This window comes from Actinacidiphila acididurans (assembly GCF_016918855.1).
Classification (GTDB): domain Bacteria; phylum Actinomycetota; class Actinomycetes; order Streptomycetales; family Streptomycetaceae; genus Actinacidiphila; species Actinacidiphila acididurans.
In genome coordinates this window covers 70,211-89,593 of record NZ_JADKYB010000027.1, presented here as the reverse complement: position 1 = coordinate 89,593, position 19,383 = coordinate 70,211, and the positions used below count along the sequence as shown (strand labels likewise).

The 19,383-nt window shown below is 71.9% G+C and carries 11 protein-coding genes and 3 tRNA genes; 6 read left to right on the top strand and 8 right to left on the bottom strand.

What is annotated here, in order from left to right; genetic code table 11:
* Positions 1 to 44: 44 nt before the first annotated feature.
* Complete coding sequence (locus ITX44_RS35005; RefSeq protein ID WP_205363043.1) at positions 45 to 1,970, bottom strand: glycoside hydrolase family 9 protein; 1,926 nt, start codon at positions 1,968 to 1,970, stop codon at positions 45 to 47.
* Positions 1,971 to 2,166: 196 nt separating this feature from the next.
* Here ITX44_RS35005 and dnaG point away from each other — a divergent pair, with 196 nt between their 5' ends.
* Together dnaG and ITX44_RS34995 are read left to right on the top strand one after the other, a co-directional pair.
* Complete coding sequence (gene dnaG / locus ITX44_RS35000) at positions 2,167 to 4,080, top strand: DNA primase (protein WP_205363041.1); 1,914 nt, start codon at positions 2,167 to 2,169, stop codon at positions 4,078 to 4,080.
* A gap of 171 nt (positions 4,081 to 4,251) precedes the next feature.
* Positions 4,252 to 5,553, top strand: a complete 1,302-nt coding sequence (locus tag ITX44_RS34995; protein ID WP_307795632.1) for an RNA polymerase sigma factor — start codon at positions 4,252 to 4,254, stop codon at positions 5,551 to 5,553.
* A 45-nt stretch (positions 5,554 to 5,598) separates the two neighbouring features.
* On the opposite strand, the gene ITX44_RS34990 is transcribed toward ITX44_RS34995, so the two are convergent.
* From ITX44_RS34990 to ITX44_RS34965, 6 genes are all read right to left on the bottom strand, one after another.
* A complete protein-coding gene (locus tag ITX44_RS34990) occupies positions 5,599 to 6,549 on the bottom strand; it encodes a DUF3048 domain-containing protein (RefSeq protein ID WP_205363039.1) in 951 nt (316 codons plus the stop codon).
* 125 nt (positions 6,550 to 6,674) lie between these two features.
* Positions 6,675 to 8,486, bottom strand: coding sequence for a phosphatidylglycerol lysyltransferase domain-containing protein (locus ITX44_RS34985; protein WP_205363037.1), 1,812 nt, complete (start codon positions 8,484 to 8,486; stop codon positions 6,675 to 6,677).
* A 307-nt stretch (positions 8,487 to 8,793) separates the two neighbouring features.
* Positions 8,794 to 10,710 (bottom strand): ABC transporter ATP-binding protein, encoded by a 1,917-nt coding sequence (locus tag ITX44_RS34980; RefSeq protein WP_205363121.1) that lies wholly within the window; start codon positions 10,708 to 10,710, stop codon positions 8,794 to 8,796.
* A gap of 44 nt (positions 10,711 to 10,754) precedes the next feature.
* Entirely contained in the window at positions 10,755 to 12,491 is a 1,737-nt protein-coding gene (locus tag ITX44_RS34975) for an ABC transporter ATP-binding protein (protein ID WP_205363035.1), read from the bottom strand.
* Between the two features lie 343 nt (positions 12,492 to 12,834).
* Positions 12,835 to 14,280 carry an FGGY family carbohydrate kinase gene (locus ITX44_RS34970; protein WP_205363034.1) on the bottom strand — a complete coding sequence of 482 codons (1,446 nt, stop codon included), beginning with the start codon at positions 14,278 to 14,280 and terminating at the stop codon, positions 12,835 to 12,837.
* Between the two features lie 49 nt (positions 14,281 to 14,329).
* Entirely contained in the window at positions 14,330 to 14,626 is a 297-nt protein-coding gene (locus ITX44_RS34965; protein WP_205363033.1) for a YtxH domain-containing protein, read from the bottom strand.
* A gap of 256 nt (positions 14,627 to 14,882) precedes the next feature.
* Here ITX44_RS34965 and ITX44_RS34960 point away from each other — a divergent pair.
* The 4 genes from ITX44_RS34960 to ITX44_RS34945 all read left to right on the top strand — a co-directional run bounded on the left by ITX44_RS34960 (position 14,883) and on the right by ITX44_RS34945 (position 16,492).
* Positions 14,883 to 14,955, top strand: a tRNA-Asn gene (locus tag ITX44_RS34960).
* 5 nt (positions 14,956 to 14,960) lie between these two features.
* Positions 14,961 to 15,033 (top strand) — tRNA-Asn (locus ITX44_RS34955).
* A gap of 193 nt (positions 15,034 to 15,226) precedes the next feature.
* Positions 15,227 to 15,300: transfer RNA gene (locus ITX44_RS34950), tRNA-Ile, on the top strand.
* Between the two features lie 604 nt (positions 15,301 to 15,904).
* Positions 15,905 to 16,492, top strand: coding sequence for a DUF4232 domain-containing protein (locus tag ITX44_RS34945; protein WP_205363032.1), 588 nt, complete (start codon positions 15,905 to 15,907; stop codon positions 16,490 to 16,492).
* Positions 16,493 to 16,596: 104 nt separating this feature from the next.
* Here the strand turns inward: ITX44_RS34945 and ITX44_RS42875 are convergent, their stop codons facing one another.
* Complete coding sequence (locus ITX44_RS42875) at positions 16,597 to 18,987, bottom strand: Ig domain-containing protein (RefSeq protein WP_205363031.1); 2,391 nt, start codon at positions 18,985 to 18,987, stop codon at positions 16,597 to 16,599.
* Positions 18,988 to 19,383: the final 396 nt, after the last annotated feature.

Sequence of the window (19,383 nt, the reverse complement as noted above, 5' to 3'; positions counted from 1 at the left end):
CCGTTCAGCAGCAGGTCCCGGCTGGGGCCGTTCGGCGGCGGAGCTCAGCTCGACAGATAGAACGCCAGCAGCCCCGAGGCGTCCATGTCCAGCGCCGGTTCCGAGCTCTGCCAGGACCGCACGTCGTCGGCGTACGTACTGCCGTGACCGGTGAAGGCGCTGTACGCGTCGCCGCTCGCCGGGCAGTGCCGCATGCCGTCCAGGTAGTCGCCCAGGCCCCCGCTGAACTGGCCAGAGCCGTTGGGGCCGTTGACGATCGCGCCGACCTCCAGCGGGGCCGCGCCGTCCAGGCTGCCGGCGAGGTTGCCGAGCTGACCCGCGGTGCACTTGGGGAAGGCCGTGCCGTCGCCGACCATGAAGGACGTGCCCCAGGCGTTCGCGCCCAGCAGCCAGTCGAGCTGCTGCACGCCGAACCTGTTGTACGAGGTGTCGCCGGTCACCGTCCGGTACAGCCGCACGGTGGCCGCCATGCCCAGCGCGTGCGAGTCGGCGTCGAAGTCGTTGTAGATCGCGCCCGCGTGGAAGGGATCGGTCTTCGCCCGGTTCTGACCGGTGGTGATCTGGGCCTTCACGTAATTGATCAGGTCGTCGTAACCGACCGCGAGGCCGGCCGGGTTGCCGGCCGCCTTGACCGCCTGGGCGAGGTCGAGGTCGGCGAGCGCACTGGTGTCGTACATGTTGAGCGTGTCCGCGTCCGCCTCGCCCTGGTGGGCCTTGGCCCAGGTCGCCGCCTGGGACAGCCAGGTGCGGGCCCGGGAGTCGCCCAGCTTCTGCGCGGCCAGGGCGAGTTCGGCCCCGCCCAGCGCCATGTCGTCCTGCCAGGTGGTCTCCGGGTAGTACGCGTACGGCACGGTGGTCACCAGGGTGCCGGGGCTGGTGTCGGCCAGGCCGTAGATCTGCGCGGCCGTGGACAGGTACGAGGCCGCCTTCGCCGGGTCGCTCGCCGCGTACCGCTGGGCGGCCAGTGCGAAGTCGGCGGCGAGCCGGCCGGCCTGGTTGGGGCTGATCCGCGCGCCCGGGGCGGCGGCCCGGAAGACCGGGCGGTTCTTCAGGAAGGGGTCGGCGGAGTCGGTGTCGTCGCGCTCCGGCAGCCGCCACACGTCGTGGTCGCCCACCACGCTGCCGCTGCTGGTGCCCGAGCCCAGCCCCACCTGGACGTACAGCGTCTTGCTCGTCCCGTCCCACATCTTCGCCAGCCAGTCCAGGCCGTGCTGGGCCTCGGCGGCCAGCGGGGAACTGGCGGCGGCGTCCGTCTGCCGGGCCGCGATCTCCAGCGCGGCGACCGCGTACGAGGTGGTCTCGGTGAACTTCAGGTAGTCGCCGGCGTCGAACCAGCCCCCGGAGACGTCCACCGTACCGCCGATCTTCGTCGGCGCGGCCTTGATCGTGTCGCCGTCGGAGGAGGTGAAGGAGGGCCAGTTGTAGACGGTGGCCTTGGCGTCGTTCAGGTGCGAGGGCTTGCGGCCGAGCTGCCCGGGGACGGTGTCGGCGCCGTCGCGCTGGGCCTGGAAGAAGGTGGTGGCGTCGGCCGCGGGGCGGCCGAAGACGCCCGCGGCGGAGCCGATGGTGAAGGTGGGGGAGGTGCCGGTGGCCGCGCCGCCGACCACCAGGCGGTAGCTGCCGTCGGTCTTCACCGAGGTGAAGTCGATGAGATAAACCGCGGGATAGGCCGAGTTCCAGCTGCCCAGGCTGGCCCCGGTCGTACCGGACGCGGCGGTCGCCCCCGCGTCGTCCACCAGCTTCCACGTCGCCCCCGACACGGCCGATGTGGCCAGCAGGAACGCCTCCTTCGCACCGGTGTCGGTGTACCCGACCTGGTTGACCCGGACCAGTCCGCTGGTGGCCGCCTGGGCGCTCTGCGCGCCTCCGGCCAGGGACAGGGCCGCCAGCAGGGCGGCGGCGGTGACCCCGGTGGCCACGGCGGTGGTCGTACTGCGGATTCCCGGCCGGTACGCACTGGTGGTGGGCATGCGCGACCTCTCTCCTGAGTTAGGAAACCTTCCTAACGAATACGGCTACGCTAACCACCTGATCATGCCCTGGTCAATGCGGCGTGCGCGGGCCGGACCCCTGGCATTCACGCGGGCCGGGCCCTGGCACCCGCACGCGATGGGCCGGGCCCTCGTGCGGGCCGACCCCCTCCCACCCGCGCCGTAGACTTCCCCCGTGGCCGGCAGGATCAGGGACGAGGACGTGAAGGCGGTACGGGACGCCATCCCGATCGATGCCGTGGTCTCCGAATACCTCCAGCTCAAACCGGCCGGCGGCGGCAACCTCAAGGGCCTGTGCCCCTTCCACGACGAGAAGTCCCCCTCCTTCCAGGTCAGCCCCTCCAAGGGGCTCTACCACTGCTTCGGCTGCGGCGAGGGCGGGGACACGCTCACCTTCGTGATGAAGGTGGATCACCTGTCGTTCACCGAGGCCGTGGAGCGGCTGGCGGGGCAGGCCGGGGTCACGCTGCGGTACGAGGAAGGCAGCCACATCCCCGGGCGGCAGCAGGGGGAGCGGATCCGGCTGGTCGAGGCGCACCGGGTGGCCGCGCAGTTCTACGTGGAGCAACTGGGCGGCGAGGAGGCCGAGATCGCCCGGGCGTTCCTGGCCGGGCGGGGCTTCGACCAGGCGGCGGCCGAGCACTTCGGGGTGGGGTACGCCCCGGCCGGCTGGGACCACCTGGTGCGGTTCCTGCGCGGCAGGGGCTTCACCGACAAGGAGCTGATCCTGTCCGGGCTGGCCTCCGAGAACCGCCGCGGCGGGGCCATCGACCGCTTCCGCGGCCGGCTGATCTGGCCCATCCGGGACATCACCGGCGAGGTGATCGGCTTCGGCGCCCGCAAGCTGCGCGCGGACGACCAGGGGCCGAAGTACCTCAACACCCCCGAGACGCCGCTGTACAAGAAGTCCCAGGTGCTGTACGGCATCGACCTGGCCAAGAAGGAGATCGCCCGTACCGGGCGGGCGGTGGTGGTCGAGGGCTACACCGACGTGATGGCCTGTCACCTGGCCGGGGTGACCACCGCGATCGCCACCTGCGGTACGTCCTTCGGCGGCGAGCACATCAAGATCCTGCGCCGGCTGCTGATGGACAACTCCACCGCCGAGGTCGTCTTCACCTTCGACGGCGACGAGGCCGGGCAGAAGGCCGCGCTGCGCGCCTTCGAGGACGACCAGAAGTTCGCCGCCGAGACCTCGATCGCGATCACCCCCGGCGGCATGGACCCGTGCGAACTGCGGCTGGCCGAGGGCGACGCGGCCGTGCAGCGGTTGATCGACGGGCGTACCCCGCTGTTCGCCTTCGCGCTGCGCTCGATCGTCTCGCGCTACAACCTGGACACCGACGAGGGCCGCGTCGCCGCCGTCGACGCGGCCGTACCGGTGGTCGCCGCGATCAAGAACCAGGCGCTGCGCGACCGTTACGCGATCCGGCTGGTCGGCATGGCCGGCATCAACACCCAGGCCGAGGAGCAGTCGATGATCCGCCGGGTACGGGCGCTGTCCCGGGCCAGGGCGGCCGGCTCCGCGCCGCAGGTCCGCCCGCCGCTGCCCGCGTACGGCTCGCCGGCCGCCGCCCAGGCCGGTCCAGCCGTCCCCCGCGGCCCGCGCCTGGACCTGCGCAGCCCCGCCCACCGCGCCGAGCGCGAACTGCTCAAGATGGCGCTCCAGCACCCCGCCCTGGTCTCCCCGGCCTTCGACGCCTATGGCGAGGACGAGTTCACCGGCCCTCCGTACGTGGCGGTGCGCCGCGCCATCGCGGAGGCCGGCGGGGTGGAACAGGCCGACGGGGACTACCTGCTGCGGGTCCGCGAGGCCGCGCCCGACGACGGCGTCCGCATGATGATCACCGAGCTGGCGGTGGAACCGGTGATGCACAAGCTCCCGGAGATCTACGCCGGCGAGGTGCTGGTCCGGGTCCGGCTGTACGCCGTGGACCGGCGGATCGCCGAGGTGCACGCCATGGGCCTGCGGCTGTCCGCCCAGAACGTCCTGGCCGGCGGGCCGGAGATGACCGCCGTCCAGTCCGAGCTGTGGGCCCTTCAGCAGTACGGCAACCGGCTGCGCGGCCAGGGCGCGGCTGCGCTCTGACGCCGGCTTCGAACGGCCGGGCCCCGCTGCGACGACGGCCGGCTCCGGCGTACGAAACGCCTGGCAACGGCGGTTCGGGAGCCCGCTCGGCGCCCCGGCCCCCGGGTAGCGGGGCGGATGCGAAGCGTCACGGAAATCCGAAAAATCGGGTGCACGACCCTCGTAACCAGGGTGCGCGGTGAGCGACACTGGGTGACGGCCCGGGCCCCGCGAGCCCTCTTCGAGCCCAACGTCGCGCTCACTGCGGAGGTCGCTTCCGTGCAGACCCAACTCCAGGACATCCAGGATCTCCAGGCCGCCCCCGCCCCGAAGCGGGTGCCCGAGCAGCGCGCCGAACCCGGCGACCGCGACGAGGCGGCCCGGCCCGGGGACGTACCGGCGCCGGACCCGGTCGTGGAGGTGGAGCCGGTGGACAGGCCCGCGGACGAGACCGGCGGACTCGCCGGGGATCTCCTCGCGGACCTCGCCGCGCAGTTCCCGGAACAGGGCGAGCCGGTGGTGCCGGCGGTCGCGCTTCCTGGCCGGGCCGGGCCGCGGCGGCCGCTGCGCGAGGAGGCGGTGGGGCCGTCGGCCGACCTGTTCCGCCAGTACCTGCGGGAGATCGGCAGGATCCCGCTGCTGACCGCGGCGGAAGAGGTGGACCTGGCCCGCAAGGTGGAGGCCGGGCTGTTCGCCGAGGAGAAGCTGACCGCCTTCCCCGACCCGGACTCCGACCTGGCCTCGGACCTCGACACGCTCGTGGTGCTCGGCCGGATGGCCAAACGGCGGCTGATCGAGGCCAACCTGCGCCTGGTGGTCTCGGTGGCGAAACGTTACGTCGGCCGTGGCCTCACCATGCTCGACCTGGTCCAGGAGGGCAACCTCGGCCTGATCCGCGCGGTCGAGAAGTTCGACTACGCCCGCGGCTACAAGTTCTCCACCTACGCAACCTGGTGGATCCGCCAGGCCATGTCCCGCGCTCTTGCCGACCAGGCCCGCACGATACGGGTCCCGGTGCACGTCGTTGAGCTGATCAACCGGGTGGTACGGGCCCAGCGCCGTCTGCTCCAGGAACGCGGCTACGAACCGTCCACCGAAGAGGTCGCGGCCGCCCTCGAACTGCCCCCCGAACGCGTCACCGAAGTCCTCCGGCTGGCCCAGGAACCCGTCTCGCTGCACGCCCCCGTCGGCGAGGAGGAGGACGTGGCCCTCGGCGACCTCATCGAGGACGGTGACGCCGCCTCCCCGGTCGAGTCCGCAGCCTTCCTCCTGCTCCGCCAGCACCTCGACGCGGTCCTGTCCACCCTGGGCGAACGCGAACGCAAAGTCGTCCAGCTGCGCTACGGCCTCGACGACGGCCGCCCCCGCACCCTGGAGGAGATCGGCCGCATCTTCGGCGTCACCCGCGAACGCATCCGCCAGATCGAGTCCAAAACCCTCAACAAACTCCGCGACCACGCCTTCGCCGACCAACTCCGCGGCTACCTCGACTGACCGCGCCGCCGTCACCGCGACCGTCGCTGTACGCCGCGGGGCCCGTCACTGAGGCGCCAGCACGATCCAGGTGCGGCCCGGGTGGAGGGGGACGGGGGTGCCGGTGGGGGTGGTGAAGGTGGTGGGCGAGGTGTCGGACGGGCGGGACCAGTGGGAGGCGTAGGAGTGGTCGTCGCGGAGGATCTGGGCGGTGCCGGTGCCGACCGTCTGGGAGAAGGGGACGAAGCCGGTGCGGCTGTGGAAGCGGGATTCCTTGACGGTGACGTGCTGGACGATCACGTTGTCGGCGGTCCAGGGGGTGGGGGAGCCGTCCATGGCGATCCGGTAGTGGCCGCCGGACCAGGTGAAGGTGAAGCGGGCCGAGGGCATGGACACCGATGTGCCGGTGCCGGTGGTGCCGCCGGGCGGGAGGGCGGCGGAGAAGCGCAGGCCGATGTCCTTGGCGACGCCCGCCTTGTCGGCCACGCCGGCCGTGTGCAGGTACTCGTTGTGCGGGGCCGGCTTGCCGGAGGAACGGAAGAACGCGCCGGTGCCGGTGACGGGCACGATGTTCGTGGCCGCCTTGAGTACGGGCAGCAGGTGGCTCTGCGCGCCGGAGAAGGCGAGCACCGGGTGGTCGTACTGGCCCAGGAGCTGGAGGTCGGTCTCGCGGGCGCTGCGTACCGGGCCCACCACGGGCGGCAGGTGGGCGGTGTCGAAGACGGCCATCAGCCGGGACAGGCCGCCCTCGACCTCGATGCCGTAGACGATGTCGGCGCTGTTCAGGCCGGTCTGCGGGCGGGCCGCGCCCACGTTGTCGATCTTCACGGCCAGCACCTTGCCGGCGGCCCCCGGCTCGCCCGTGAGCACCGAGGGGCCCGAGGGGGTGGCGCCGGGCGCGCTCGCCGTCGCGCCCCGGGCGGGCGGGCCGGACGCGCTGATGGTGCAGCCCGCCGAGGTCAGCGCCAGGACCAGTGCCCCCGCCGCGACCACCCCCGCCGTACGCCGCCTGTGCATGGCCACCACCTCCGTGGGGGAGGGTTGCCGCTCGCATCCGGCTCTAACCGCTCAAAGACTGCCGGAATTCGTCACGTTTGATCAAAATGCTGACTCGGGCCCGCGGACCCGGACCCTGCGGACCCTCAGGACGCGTCCCTGCGCAACCGGGCCAGCGGGCGCGGCGCCACGATGAACCCCTCCGCCCGCGCGCTGGCCAGGCCGATCCGCGGCAGATGCGCGCTCTTGGCGAACAGCAGGAACCGCGGCTCCCAGATCGGCCGGTACTTCGCGTTCGCCCGGTACAGCGACTCCAGCTGCCACCAGCGGGAGAAGAACATCAGCGCCGAGCGCCACATCCGCAGCACCGGACCGGCGCCCAGCCGCGCCCCGCCCTCGAACACCGAGCGGAACATCGCGAAGTTCAGCGACAGCCGCTCCACCCCCACCTCGCGGGAGCGCTCGATCAGGTCCAGGACCATGAACTCCATCAGGCCGTTCTCGCTGTCCCGGTCCCGCCGCATCAGGTCCAGCGACAGGCCCTTGGGCCCCCACGGCACGAAGCTGAGCAGCGCCCGCAGCTCCCCGTCGCCGTCGTGGCACTCGATCATCATGCACGCGCCGTCCGCCGGGTCGCCGAGCCGGCCCAGCGCCATGGAGAAGCCGCGTTCGGTCTGCCCGTCGCGCCAGCGGTCGGCCGCCTCGAGCAGCGCGGCCATCTCGTCGGCCGGGATGTCGCGGTGGCGGCGGATCCGGGTGGTGTAGCCGGCCCGGCGCACCCGGTTGTACGCCTGCCGCACCCCGCGCATCGCGCGCCCGTCCAGGGAGAACTCGTCGGTCTCCACGATCGCCTCGTCGCCCAGCTCCAGCGCGTCCAGGCCGTGCCGGGCGTAGACCGTGCCGCCCTCCTCGCTGGCACCCATCACCGCCGGGATCCAGGCATGGTCGCGCGCCTCCACCAGCCACTCGTCGATCGCCCCGGGCCACGCCTCCACGTCCCCGATCGGGTCGCCGGAGGCCAGCGCCACTCCGCCGACCACGCGGTAGGCGATGGCCGCCTTGCCGCTGGGGGAGAAGATCACCGACTTGTCGCGGCGCAGCGCGAAGTAGCCGAGCGAGTCCCGGGCGCCGTGCTTGTCCAGCAGCGCCCGCAGCATGTCCTCGTCGTCCCTGGTCTGCAGGTCCCGGCCGCGCGGCGAGCGGAACAGCGCGTAGAGCACGGCCAGGATCAGCACCAGGCCGGCCAGGTTGATCGCGGTGCTCACCCACGGGTTCACGTGCAGGTTCGGTGCCAGGTCGTCGTCGCGGCTGAGGGTGCCCAGGCGCAGCGCCACGTACCAGACCCGGTCGCCGACGCTGGCCTTGTCCGGGCCGACCGCGGTCACCAGGGTGGTGCCGATCAGCACCGACAGCAGCGCGCCAGCGCCGAGCACGGCCAGCGCGAGCTGCGGATTCGTACGGTCGCCCTTGCCGTAGAACTCCCGGCGGCCGAGCAGCGCGAAGACGAAGACGGCCAGCGTGATGCCGGTGGAGACCCAGTTGAACGGGTGGCGGCGCAGGTCGGCCACGAACAGCCAGGACAGCGACAGGGCCGTGTAGCCGCCGCACAGCACCATGAAGACCCACCAGGCCATCCGCTTGTGCCGGGCCAGCATCATGGCCATGAACACCGCGACGGCCGCCGAACCGTAGCCCGCGAAGAGCATGAACGGCGTGAAGAGGTTGCCGGTGTTGTGGTCGTAGACCTCCTGGCGGGCGGTCAGCGACACGCCGCCGACCAGGTTGAGCAGGCCGATCAGCCGCAGGTACCAGATGGGCACCAGGGCGCTGCGCTGGGCCAGCTTGCCGCCGCCGCGCACACAGCGCTGGTCGGGGCCGCCCTTGCCCGGGGCGCCGGCCCGCGAACGGGCGTCGGCCGCGTCGCGGGCACGCGGGGACGCGGTGACGGCACTGCTCATGTGTCTCAGCCTCCCGGGCGAAAGCCCTGATCGTTCCCCGGCTCCTGCCGCCGAACGGGAACGAGGGCACAGGCTATCAATGCGCTGTGTCCCCGCAACCCCTCGCGGCCAGGACATTGCCTGAACAATGCCGGGTTTTTCACCAGGCCAGAGGTGGTCGGGGCCGGGTTCCGGACCGGTCCGGGACCGCCTTCGGGACCGCCTTCGGGGCCGGCCCGGAACCGGCTCCAGGACCCGTCCGGAACCAGCCCCAGGACCGGTCCGGAATCGTGCCCCGGGCCGGCCCGGCTGCCGGTCCGGGGCGCCCTCAGTCCACCTCCGCCACCGCCTGCGCGAACTGCGCCGCGTACAGCCGCGCGTACGCCCCGCCGGCCGCCAGCAGCTCGTCGTGCGTGCCCTGCTCCACGATCGACCCGGACTCCATCACCAGGATCACGTCGGCGTCGCGGATGGTGGACAGCCGGTGCGCGATGACGAAGCTGGTCCGGCCGTGGCTGAGCCGGGCCATCGCCCGCTGGATCAGCACCTCGGTACGGGTGTCCACCGAGCTGGTCGCCTCGTCCAGCACCAGGATCACCGGGTCGGACAGGAACGCCCGGGCGATGGTGACGAGCTGCTTCTCGCCCGCGCTGACCCCGGTGCCCTCGTCGTCGATCACCGTGTCGTAGCCGTCCGGCAGGGTACGGATGAAGCGGTCGGCGTGCGCGTCCCGGGCCGCCGCCTCGATCTGCTCACGGGTGGCGCCCTCGGAGCCGTAACCGATGTTGTCCGCGATGGTGCCGCCGAACAGCCAGGTGTCCTGGAGCACCATGCCGATGCCGGCCCGCAGCTCCTCCCGGGACATCTCGGAGATGTCCGTGCCGTCCAGCGTGATCCGGCCGCCGGAGACCTCGTAGAACCGCATGAGCAGGTTCACCAGGGTGGTCTTGCCGGCGCCGGTCGGGCCGACGATCGCCACGGTGTGGCCCGGCTCGACCTTCAGCGACAGGTCCTCGATCAGCGGCTTGTCCGGGTCGTAGCGGAAGGAGACGTTCTCCAGCGCCACCTTGCCGGTGATCTCGGCCGGGCGGGCCGGGGCGGCCGGTTCGGCGGACTGCTCCTCGGCGTCGAGCAGCTCGAAGACCCGCTCGGCCGAGGCCACCCCGGACTGGATCAGGTTGGCCATGCTCGCCACCTGCGTCAGCGGCTGGCTGAACTGCCGGGAGTACTGGATGAACGCCTGGACGTCGCCGATGGACAGCGAGCCCGAGGCGACCCGCAGCCCGCCGACCACGGCGACCGCGACGTAGTTGAGGTTGCCGATGAACATCATCAGCGGCTGGATGGTGCCGGAGATGAACTGGGCGCGGAAGCCGGACCGGAACAGCGCCTCGTTCTGCTGGTCGAAGATCTCCTCCGACTCCTTGGCGCGGCCGAAGACCTTCACCAGGGAGTGGCCGGTGTACATCTCCTCGATGTGCGCGTTGAGCGTGCCGGTGGTCTTCCACTGCTGCACGAACTGCGGCTGGGCCCGCTTGCCGACCCGGGTCGCGACCAGCAGCGTCACCGGCACGGTCACCAGCGCCACCAGGGCCAGCAGCCAGGAGATCCAGAACATCATGGCCAGCACGCCGACGACGCTCAGCACCGAGGTGATCAGCTGGCCCATGGTCTGCTGCATGGTCTGGCCGATGTTGTCGATGTCGTTGGTGGCGCGGCTGAGCACCTCGCCGCGTGGCTGCTGGTCGAAGTACGACAGCGGCAGCCGGGACAGCTTCTCCTCGACCTCGGCGCGCAGCCGGTAGACCGCGCGGTTGATCACCTTGGTGGCGGTGCGCATCTGGAGCACGCCCAGCAGCGCGGCGGCCACGTACACGCCCAGCGCCAGCAGCAGCACCGAGCCGATGGCGTGGAAGTCCATGCCCTTGCCCGGGGTGAAGTCGATGCCCGAGAGCATGTCGGCGACCCCGCCCTTGCCGTGCTGGCGCAGGTGGTCCAGGGCGCTCTGCTTGGAGTCGCCCTTGAGCTGCTTGCCGATCACCCCGGCGAAGATCAGGTCGGTGGCGTGGCCGAGGATCTTCGGGCCCAGCACCGACAGGGCCACCCCGCCCACGCCCAGCGCCAGCACGCCGTACAGGAAGAACCGGTCCGGCCGCATCAGCCGGATCAGGCGCTTGAGCGAGCCCTTGAAGTCCATCGACCGCTCGATCGGCCCGCCGCTCATGAACCGCGCGGGCCCGGCCATCGGCGCCGGCCCCCGCCGGGTCGGCGCCTTGCGCATCGCGTCGCTCACGCCGCGGCCTCCTGTTCGGTGAGCTGCGAGAGGACGATCTCGCGGTAGGTCTCGTTGCCGGCCATCAGCTCGGCGTGGGTGCCGGTGCCGACCACACGGCCCTCGTCGAGGACGATGATCCGGTCGGCGTCGCGGATGGTGGACACCCGCTGGGCGACGATCACCACGGTGGCCTCGGCGGTCTCCCGGCCCAGCGCCCGGCGCAGCGCGGCGTCGGTGGCGTAGTCCAGCGCCGAGAAGGAGTCGTCGAAGAGGTAGATCTCGGGCGTGCGCACCAGGGCCCGGGCGATGGCCAGGCGCTGCCGCTGCCCGCCGGAGACATTGCTGCCGCCCTGCGCGATGGGCGCCTCCAGGCCGCCTTCCAGCTTGGCCACGAACTCCTTGGCCTGCGCGACCTCGAGCGCGTGCCACAGCTCCTCGTCGGTGGCGTCCGGCCGCCCGTAGCGGAGGTTGGAGGCGACCGTGCCGCTGAAGAGGTACGGCTTCTGCGGTACGTAACCGACGGTCTGCGCCAGCAGCGCCGGGTCGAGTTCGGCCACGTCCTCGCCGTCGATGAGCACCTGGCCGCCGGTGGCGTCGTACAGCCGCGGGATCAGGCCGAGCAGGGTGGACTTGCCGCTGCCGGTGGAGCCGATGACCGCGGTGGTCTCGCCGGGCCGGGCGATCAGGCTGACCCCGTGCAGGACGGCCGCCTCGGCGCCGGGGTAGGCGAAGTCCACGTTGAACAGCTCGAGTTCGCCGTGCCGCCGCAGTTCGGTGACCGGCTCGGCGGGCGGCACCACGCTGCTCTCGGTGCCCAGCACCTCCTGGATCCGCTCGGCGCTGACCTCGGCGCGCGGCACCATCATGAACATGAAGGTGGCCATCATCACGGACATCAGGATCTGCAGCAGGTAGCTCAGGAACGCGGTGAGCGCGCCGATCTTCATCCCGCCGCTGTCGATGCGGTGCGCGCCGAACCACAGCACGGCGACACTGGAGAAGTTCACGATCGCCATGACCAGCGGGAACATCAGCGCCAGCAGCCGGCCGGAGGCCAGCGAGGCGGCGGTGACCTGTTCGTTGGCCACCCCGAACCGGCGCTGCTCGTAGTCGTCCTTGACGAACGCCCGGATCACCCGGATGCCGGTGATCTGCTCGCGCAGCACCCGGTTGACGGTGTCCACCCGGGTCTGCATGGTGCGGAAGATCGGGCGCAGCCGGCGGACGATCAGGCTCACCGTGATGCCCAGCACCGGCACCACGGCCAGCAGCAGCGAGGACAGCGGCACGTCCTGGCCGAGCGCCATGACGATGCCGCCGAAGCACATGATCGGCGCCGAGACCATCAGGGTGAAGGTCATCAGTACCAGCATCTGCACCTGCTGGACGTCGTTGGTGGTGCGGGTGATCAGCGAGGGCGCGCCGAACTGGCCCATCTCGCGCGCGGAGAAGCTCTGCACCCGGCGGAAGACCGAGGCCCGGATGTCCCGGCCGACGGACATGGCGGTGCGCGCGCCGAAGTACACCGCGCCGATCGCGCAGCAGACCTGGACCACGGTGACGCCGATCATGGTGCCGCCCATGCCCAGGATGTAGCCGGAGTCGCCCTTGATGACGCCGTTGTCGATGATGTCCGCGTTGAGCGTCGGCAGGAACAGGGCGGCGATGGTCTGCACGAGCTGGAGCAGCACCAGGATGCCGATGGGGCGCTTGTACGGTCCGAGGTGGGACCGCAGGAGTCGGATCAGCACACTGAAGTCCTCGGTGTCGTCGGCGCGGGTCGGGGGGATGAGGGACGGCCGACTTGAGAGGACGCGCGGCGGCCGTTGGGGGGTTGAGCGGTCGGCACCGGGGCATGACTGCCCCGAGGTTGACCGCTCGCGATATCTCAACGATATATCGGGTAGTGAGCGAGAGCAATCGACGGGCGGATCGCGGAAGGGCGTACCAAGCTATCTTCCGCGATCGCCGTGGCGCATGTGGTTAAAGGTTGTGGATAACTCGGGCGGCGCGGCCCGCCGGGGACCCCGCGAGCCGGCAGCCGGACCCGGACCGACGCATCGGCCGGTACGCGTCCGATGCGTCACGGCTGCGTCAGAGCGCGGCGAAGGCCCCCGGGTGGGTGTGCTCCCGCACCGCCGTGTACTGCTGCCGTACCGCCGATCCGACGGCCGTCTCCTCGCCCGGGTCCAGCAGCCGGCCCGTGTCCTGCGTCCACTGCGGCGGCTCGGTGCGCGACTGGTTGCCCAGCACCGCGCCCAGCGACCACGCCGCCTGCCGGGCCGCGCCCAGCGCCGCGTACTCGGCCGCCGGCGGTACGACCACCAGCGCGCCGAACAGGGCCGGCGCGATCGCCTGAACGGCGGGCAGTTCGGCCGCCGCGCCCAGCAGGAAGACCCGGCGTACCGCGACGCCCTTGTTGCGCAGCACGTCCAGCGCGTCGGCCAGCGCGCACAGCATGCCCTCGAAGGCGGCCCGGGCCAGGTGCTCCGGCTTCATCGACTCCCGGCGCAGCCCCGCCAGGGTGCCCGCGGTGTGCGGCAGGTCGGGGGTGCGCTCGCCCTCCAGATACGGCAGCAGCACCAGCCCGTACGCCCCCGGTGTCGAGCGCAGCGCCAGCTCCGACAGGCCCGGCAGGTCGGTGGACAGCAGTTCCGCGGCGCCGCGCAGGGTCCGTACGGCATTGCGCACCTGGACCAGCGGCAGGTGCCGGCCGGTGGCGTCGGCGTACGAGGTGACCGTACCGGTGGGGTCCTTCAGCGCCTCGTGGTGCACGGCGAAGACGGTGCCGCCCGCGCCCAGCGAGACCACCGCGTCGCCGGGGGCGAGGCCGAGGCCGAGTGCGGCGGCCATGGTGTCGCCGGTGCCGGCCGAGATCAGCAGGCCTTCGGGGGTCTGCCCGGCCGGTTCGGCGGGGGCGATCACGTCCGGGACGTACACGGTGTGGCCGAGCGCGCGTTCCACCAGGTCGGTGCGGTACTCGCCGGTGGCCGCGGACCAGTAGCCGGTGCCGGAGGCGTCGCCGCGGTCGGTGGTACGGCGGGCCGGCTGGCCCAGAAGCTGCCAGACCAGCCAGTCGTGGGGGAGCAGGACGTGGGCGACGCGCTTGGCGGCGGCCGGTTCGTGCTGGGCGAGCCAGCGCAGCTTGGCCACCGGGTGGGCGGCCTGCGGCACGGTGCCGACCGCCTCGGTCCAGCCCGCCGCCCCGCCCAGCTCCTCGACCAGGTCCGCGGCCTGCACCTGGGCCCGCCGGTCGCCGCGCAGCAGCGCGGGGCGTACGGTCACGCCGCCCGCGTCGAGAGCGAGCAGGCCCTGCTGCTGCCCGGAGATGCCGATGGCCTGCACACCCTCCAGGACGCCGCCCTTGGCGGCCTCGCCGAGCGAGAGCAGCCAGGCCTGCGGATCGAGTTCGGTGGGCTTTTCCCCCTCTTCCAGTGGATGCGGGGCGTGCCCCTGCTTGAGCACGGCCCCGGTGTCGCTGTCGCACACCACGATGGTGGTGCCGGTGGTCGAACTGTCTATGCCCGCGACTTTCCCCATGCGGCCGATGATGCCGTACCGGGAGGGTGCCCGGCACGGTGATCGGCGCTCAGGTGTTCGATGTGCCCCAGTCGTCCTCGGGGGCGCTGCCGTTGCGCAGCGAACGCACCTTGCCGACCAGGGCGTCCGGCAGGTGGTCGCCGAACTTGTGGGTGACGGTGTCCGCGGCCTTGGCGGCGGATTTACGCCCCTGCAGGACGGCGGCCTCGGCGGTGTTGCGCACCGCGGGATTGCTGGCCAGCTTCTGCGCCTGGGCGCGAAGCTGCTCGTACCGCTCCCGCCCGGCCCGCGTGCCGAGCACATAGCCGACCACGGCACCCACGACGAACGTCAGCCGGTAGCGCATGCCTCCACCTTCCTCGCGTCCTCGGACCTTCTCGTCCTCGGACGTCCTCGGATCTGCCTCGGGACCCTCGGCCGGGCCCTCCCGGGACATCCTCGGTCCCAGCGGGGTTGTTCGGCGCCTACCCTGTGCACCCGGGCCACAACCCAGCTGCAAGCGGTTGGCGGAGCACCCCCCCACTTGCGCTAATGTATGTGTCGCACCGAGCGCGCGCCCTCCGGGATGACCCCGGCGGGTGCATTCGGCGCACACAGGGCGATCCTCCGTAGCTCAATTGGCAGAGCAGCCGGCTGTTAACCGGCAGGTTACTGGTTCGAGTCCAGTCGGGGGAGCTCGGTCCTCCGTAGCTCAATTGGCAGAGCAGCCGGCTGTTAACCGGCAGGTTACTGGTTCGAGTCCAGTCGGGGGAGCGCAGACGACGGCACGTGGTGCCGCGGGACACGGAACAGGGACCCTCCGGGGTCCTTTTTCGTGCCCGCGGTCCCCCGGCCGTCCCTCCATCGGGCCCACGTGAGTCCACCGGCGTCCCGTCTGTGACCCGCGAGGGCGACAGATCGTATGAGCAGCTATGCTGCGGCAGACGGCGCGCACGGCACGCCGTACGGGGCGGTAGCTCAGCCGGTTAGAGCAGCGGACTCATAATCCGTCGGTCGTGGGTTCGAGTCCCACCCGCCCCACCCAGCGGGCCCGTGGGCATGTCCCGGCTGACCTGGGTGATCTTCCCGCCGGTGATCTTGGGGGAAGGGAACGCCTTCTTCCTCTTCGAGGCGGCCTGTGAGCCCGAGCGAGCGTGGCCTTGATGCGGGTCGTTCGCCGGTGGCCGCGTGAAGGGTGAGAGCGGGCGCGGTGCTGCCCGGGCCGTGAAGACCTCGCCGAACCGGTTCTCCCATTCCACCCAGCTGCCAGGGGCGCCGTCGAAGCGTGCGTTCCTGTCCGCAACGGCATCACCGGGGCGTCTGTAACAGCGGATCGTTGGGACGCGTGGGACCGGAGGCCCGCAGGTGTTGCCGTGTCACAGGCGGTCGACAGCGAGGTAATGGGCTTCCGGCAGGCGGCCGTTGGGGGGTTCGGGTGGGGCAGAGTGATCACCACGGGGGGCCGCGAGCCTCCAAATGTCGGGTGATTTCCCCATGTGAGGTTTCGATGCGTCGTCTGCAGACTCTTTCGCTTGCCGTTGCCACCCTGAGTGCCGGTCTGGTCCTCACCGCCTGCAGTGGTGGGTCGGGCACGGACAGCGCCTCGTCCGCGTCGAACGGGGGCAGTGGCTCGGGGAGTTCGTCCGTGAGCACGAACTCCGGCAGCACGGGCAGCACGCCGACCGCAGCGCCGACCGCGGACGGTGTCTCCGACAACTCGGCCTCGTCCGGCGGCGCGTCCGGCTCCTCCGGCTCCTCGGGTTCCTCGGATACGTCCCAGGTCTCGTCCACGGGGTCCGGCGCCTCGGCCGGGAGCGGGCGGTGCCACACCGCCGACCTTTCCTTCGCCGTCGCGCCCGGCAGCGGCGCGCAGTCGGTCGGCTCGGCGGGGGGAGTGATCATCAAGATGACCAACAACGGTGCCGGCACGTGCACGATGAAGGGCTACCCGGGCGTCGACCTGGTCGGCGGCGGTCGGACGTGGTCGCTGAGCCGCCAGACGTCCGTCACCCCGCACGCGGTGACCGTCGCGCAGGGGCACAGCACCAGCTTCACCATCACGTACCTGCCCTTCGCCGCGGGCGACGGCCAGGAACTGGACGTGAAGACCGTCGTCATCACCCCGCCGAACGACACCACGTCGGCGAAGGTCGCCTGGGACTTCCAGCCGGTGCTCCTGCAGGACGGCGCCACGCACCCGGGTACCTACGTCGGTCCCGTCGGCGCGGAGTGACCGCGGCCGCCCCATGGCCGTTCGCGACCCGGCCCGGACGGCCCCCATCGATCCATCGAGGCCCGGCCCCCGAAAGGACGCCGGGTCTCGACAAGAGCGAGCGGTCAGGACACCTTGAGCGCGATCTGTACGGTGACCGTGTTGTGCGTCGGCTTGGTCGCGTCGGTGACGGCGACCATGAACGTGTAGCTGCCGGACTTCGTCGGGGTGCCGGTCACGGACCCCGTCGTGCGGTTCAGGGTCAGCCCGGCGGGCAGGGTGGTCTTCGCGGTGAAGGTGTACGGCGCGTGGCCGCCGGAGACCTTGACGGTGGCGGCGTACTTCTTGTGCAGGGTGCCGCCGGGGAGGGTGGGCGTGGAGACCGACAGTGCCGGTCCGCGCAGGCTCGCGCTGACGTCGAGCAGGGCGCTCATCGCCGTGGCGGGCGCGCAGCCGCCGGTCGTGAGCTCGACGAAGTAGTCACCGGCGCCGCGTACCGCGAGGGCGGAGACCGCTCCGGAGCTTGGGGTCGTCGTCGCCGTGGTGCTGCCGGGGCCGTACAGGGTGATCCGGACGCTCTTGCAGGTGTCGGTGCTCGGGGTCGTGTTCTGGACGCGCAGCGAGCCTGAGCCGTTGGCGTGGAAGTAGGCCCAGTCCTGGGTGGTGGACGAGGCCAGGCGCGCGGTGTAGTTGACGCTGCCGGACAGGGGACCGGCTGCCGCCGTGCGGCTGGGACCGATCGGGAGCGACTGGGCGGCCGTGCCGAACTCCGCCGCCGGTTCGGGTTCGACGGCGTAGGTCTGCCCGAGGTCGGTGCAGCCCCAGGGCGCGATCTCCACGTAGTAGCGGCCCTGCGTGCTGCCGGTCTCCCGGCCGGGGAGGACGAAGGTGGCGGTGCCGTTCCCGCTCATCTGCACGGACCTGACGGCCTGGGTGCCCGTCGCGCCCCAGAGCGTGACCGTGAGGCCGGTGCAGCGGACCGAGCCGTCGACCGAGGTGTCCTGGACGCGGACGGTGGCCAGGGAGCTGTCGGCCTTCTTGTACAGGACGTACCAGTCCTGGCCGGTGGTGTTGCCCAGGGTCTGGTACGACGAGACCCCGCCGGGCAGCGGCGGCCACGCGTCGGCCGCCGCGGTTCCGGGCGTCGCCCTGGCGGCGGGCACCTGCGCGGGGGCGGCCCACTCCGCCGCCGGTTCCGGCTCCATGGTGTAGGTCTGGCCGCCGCCGGTGCAGCCCCACGGGGTCACTTCGACGTAGTACAGGCCGCGGGCGTCGCTCGCCTCGGTGCCGGGAAAGGTGAACGTCGTCGTGCCGTTGCTGCCGATCTGCTGCGACTGGATCTGGTCCTGCGTGCCGCCGGAACCGAAGACGGTGGCGGTGATCCCGCCGCACGCGGCGGAGCCGTCCACGGTGGTGTTCTGCACCCGCAGCGTCGCCAGGGCGGCGTCCTGCTTCTTGGCGAGCACGTACCAGTCCTCGGTGCCGGACCCGTTCACCGACTCGCGGTAGGCGGTCCCGCCGTGCAGCGGCGGCCACGCGGTGCCGATCGAGCTGCCCGACCGCAGCGTGGCGGACGGCACCGCCGCCGGTGCGGCCCACTCCGCCGCCGGCTCCGGCTCGAGGGTGTACGTCTGGCCGCCGGTCACGCAGCCCCAGGGGACCAGTTCCACGAAGTAGCGCCCCTGCGCGTCGCCGGGCTCGGTGCCGGGCAGGGCGAAGGTGACCGAGCCGTTGGCCGCCATCTGGGCCGACTGGATCCCGTTCCGGGTGCCGGTCGACCCCCAGAGGGTGATGCTCACGCCGGCGCACGGGATCGTGTCGTTGGCGGTCGTGTTCTGCACGCGGATCGTCGCCTGGCTGGTGTCGGCCTTCTTGTACAGGACGTACCAGTCCTCGCTGCCGTTTCCGCCGAGCGTCCCCGCGTACGAGGTGTGGCCCAGCAACGGCGGCCACGCGGCGCCGATGGACGAGCCGGCGAGGATGTGCCCGGTGACCGGTTGGGTGCCCGCGCCTCCGCCGCCGGTGGGCGTCAGGCCGTAGGGCGCGACCGAAGTGCAGCCCCACGCCGTGACGTTGACGAAGTAGCGGTCCGCGCCCGCCTGCCGGCCGGCCACCTGGGCCGCGTTCCCGGCGGCGATGTCCGAACTGCCCAGCGCCGAGCCCCTGGTGCCGTCCGCGTTGTACAGCGCGGCGTGGATGCCCCGGCACGGGGTGTCGGCGGCGCTGGTGTTCTGCACGGTCACCGCCACCGCCCCACCCGTAACGGCCGGGTAGATCACCCACCAGTCGTTGGAACCGGCCACGATCGCGCCGGTGACCGAACCGGTCAGCTCGCCGGCGTCACCGATGCCCGATCCCGCCGAAGCGGAAGCCGAGGCCGAAGCGGAAGCCCGCCCGGCCGCACCCCCCGACGAAGGAGCCGCCGATGCCGGCACGCACAGTGCCAGCACCGCGACGAAGACGGCGACGGCGGCGGCAGCCGTACGACCCGCCGCCCTGCCCCCCGCCCGGAGCACACCCCGGACGGGCCCGCCCCGGACGGCCCCGGAAAAGCCTGATTGACGTCGTGCACGATCCACGGTCCGATCCCCCCACGAGAACACCCTGAGCCGAGCGGGACGAACCGGGCGGGACGCGCACGCACAGGGCGGCGACGCACGGTATCGGCCGGCTGAGGCACTGCGGGAGCGGACATTACGGGCGTGTGTCGCGGCCCCACAAGCGCCCGTCCGTACGGCACTCGGGCCGCATCACGGCACGGGCGACAGCCCCCGCCACTCCCGCCGCACGGGCCGCCCGTACCAACGCTTCGGCCGCCGCAGAAAGCACACGCGCCCCCGGAAACCGGACGAAGACGCCGCGAGGAGTACCCCGTACCGCACCAGCCGGTGACCGTGCCGTACCCGTCAGGA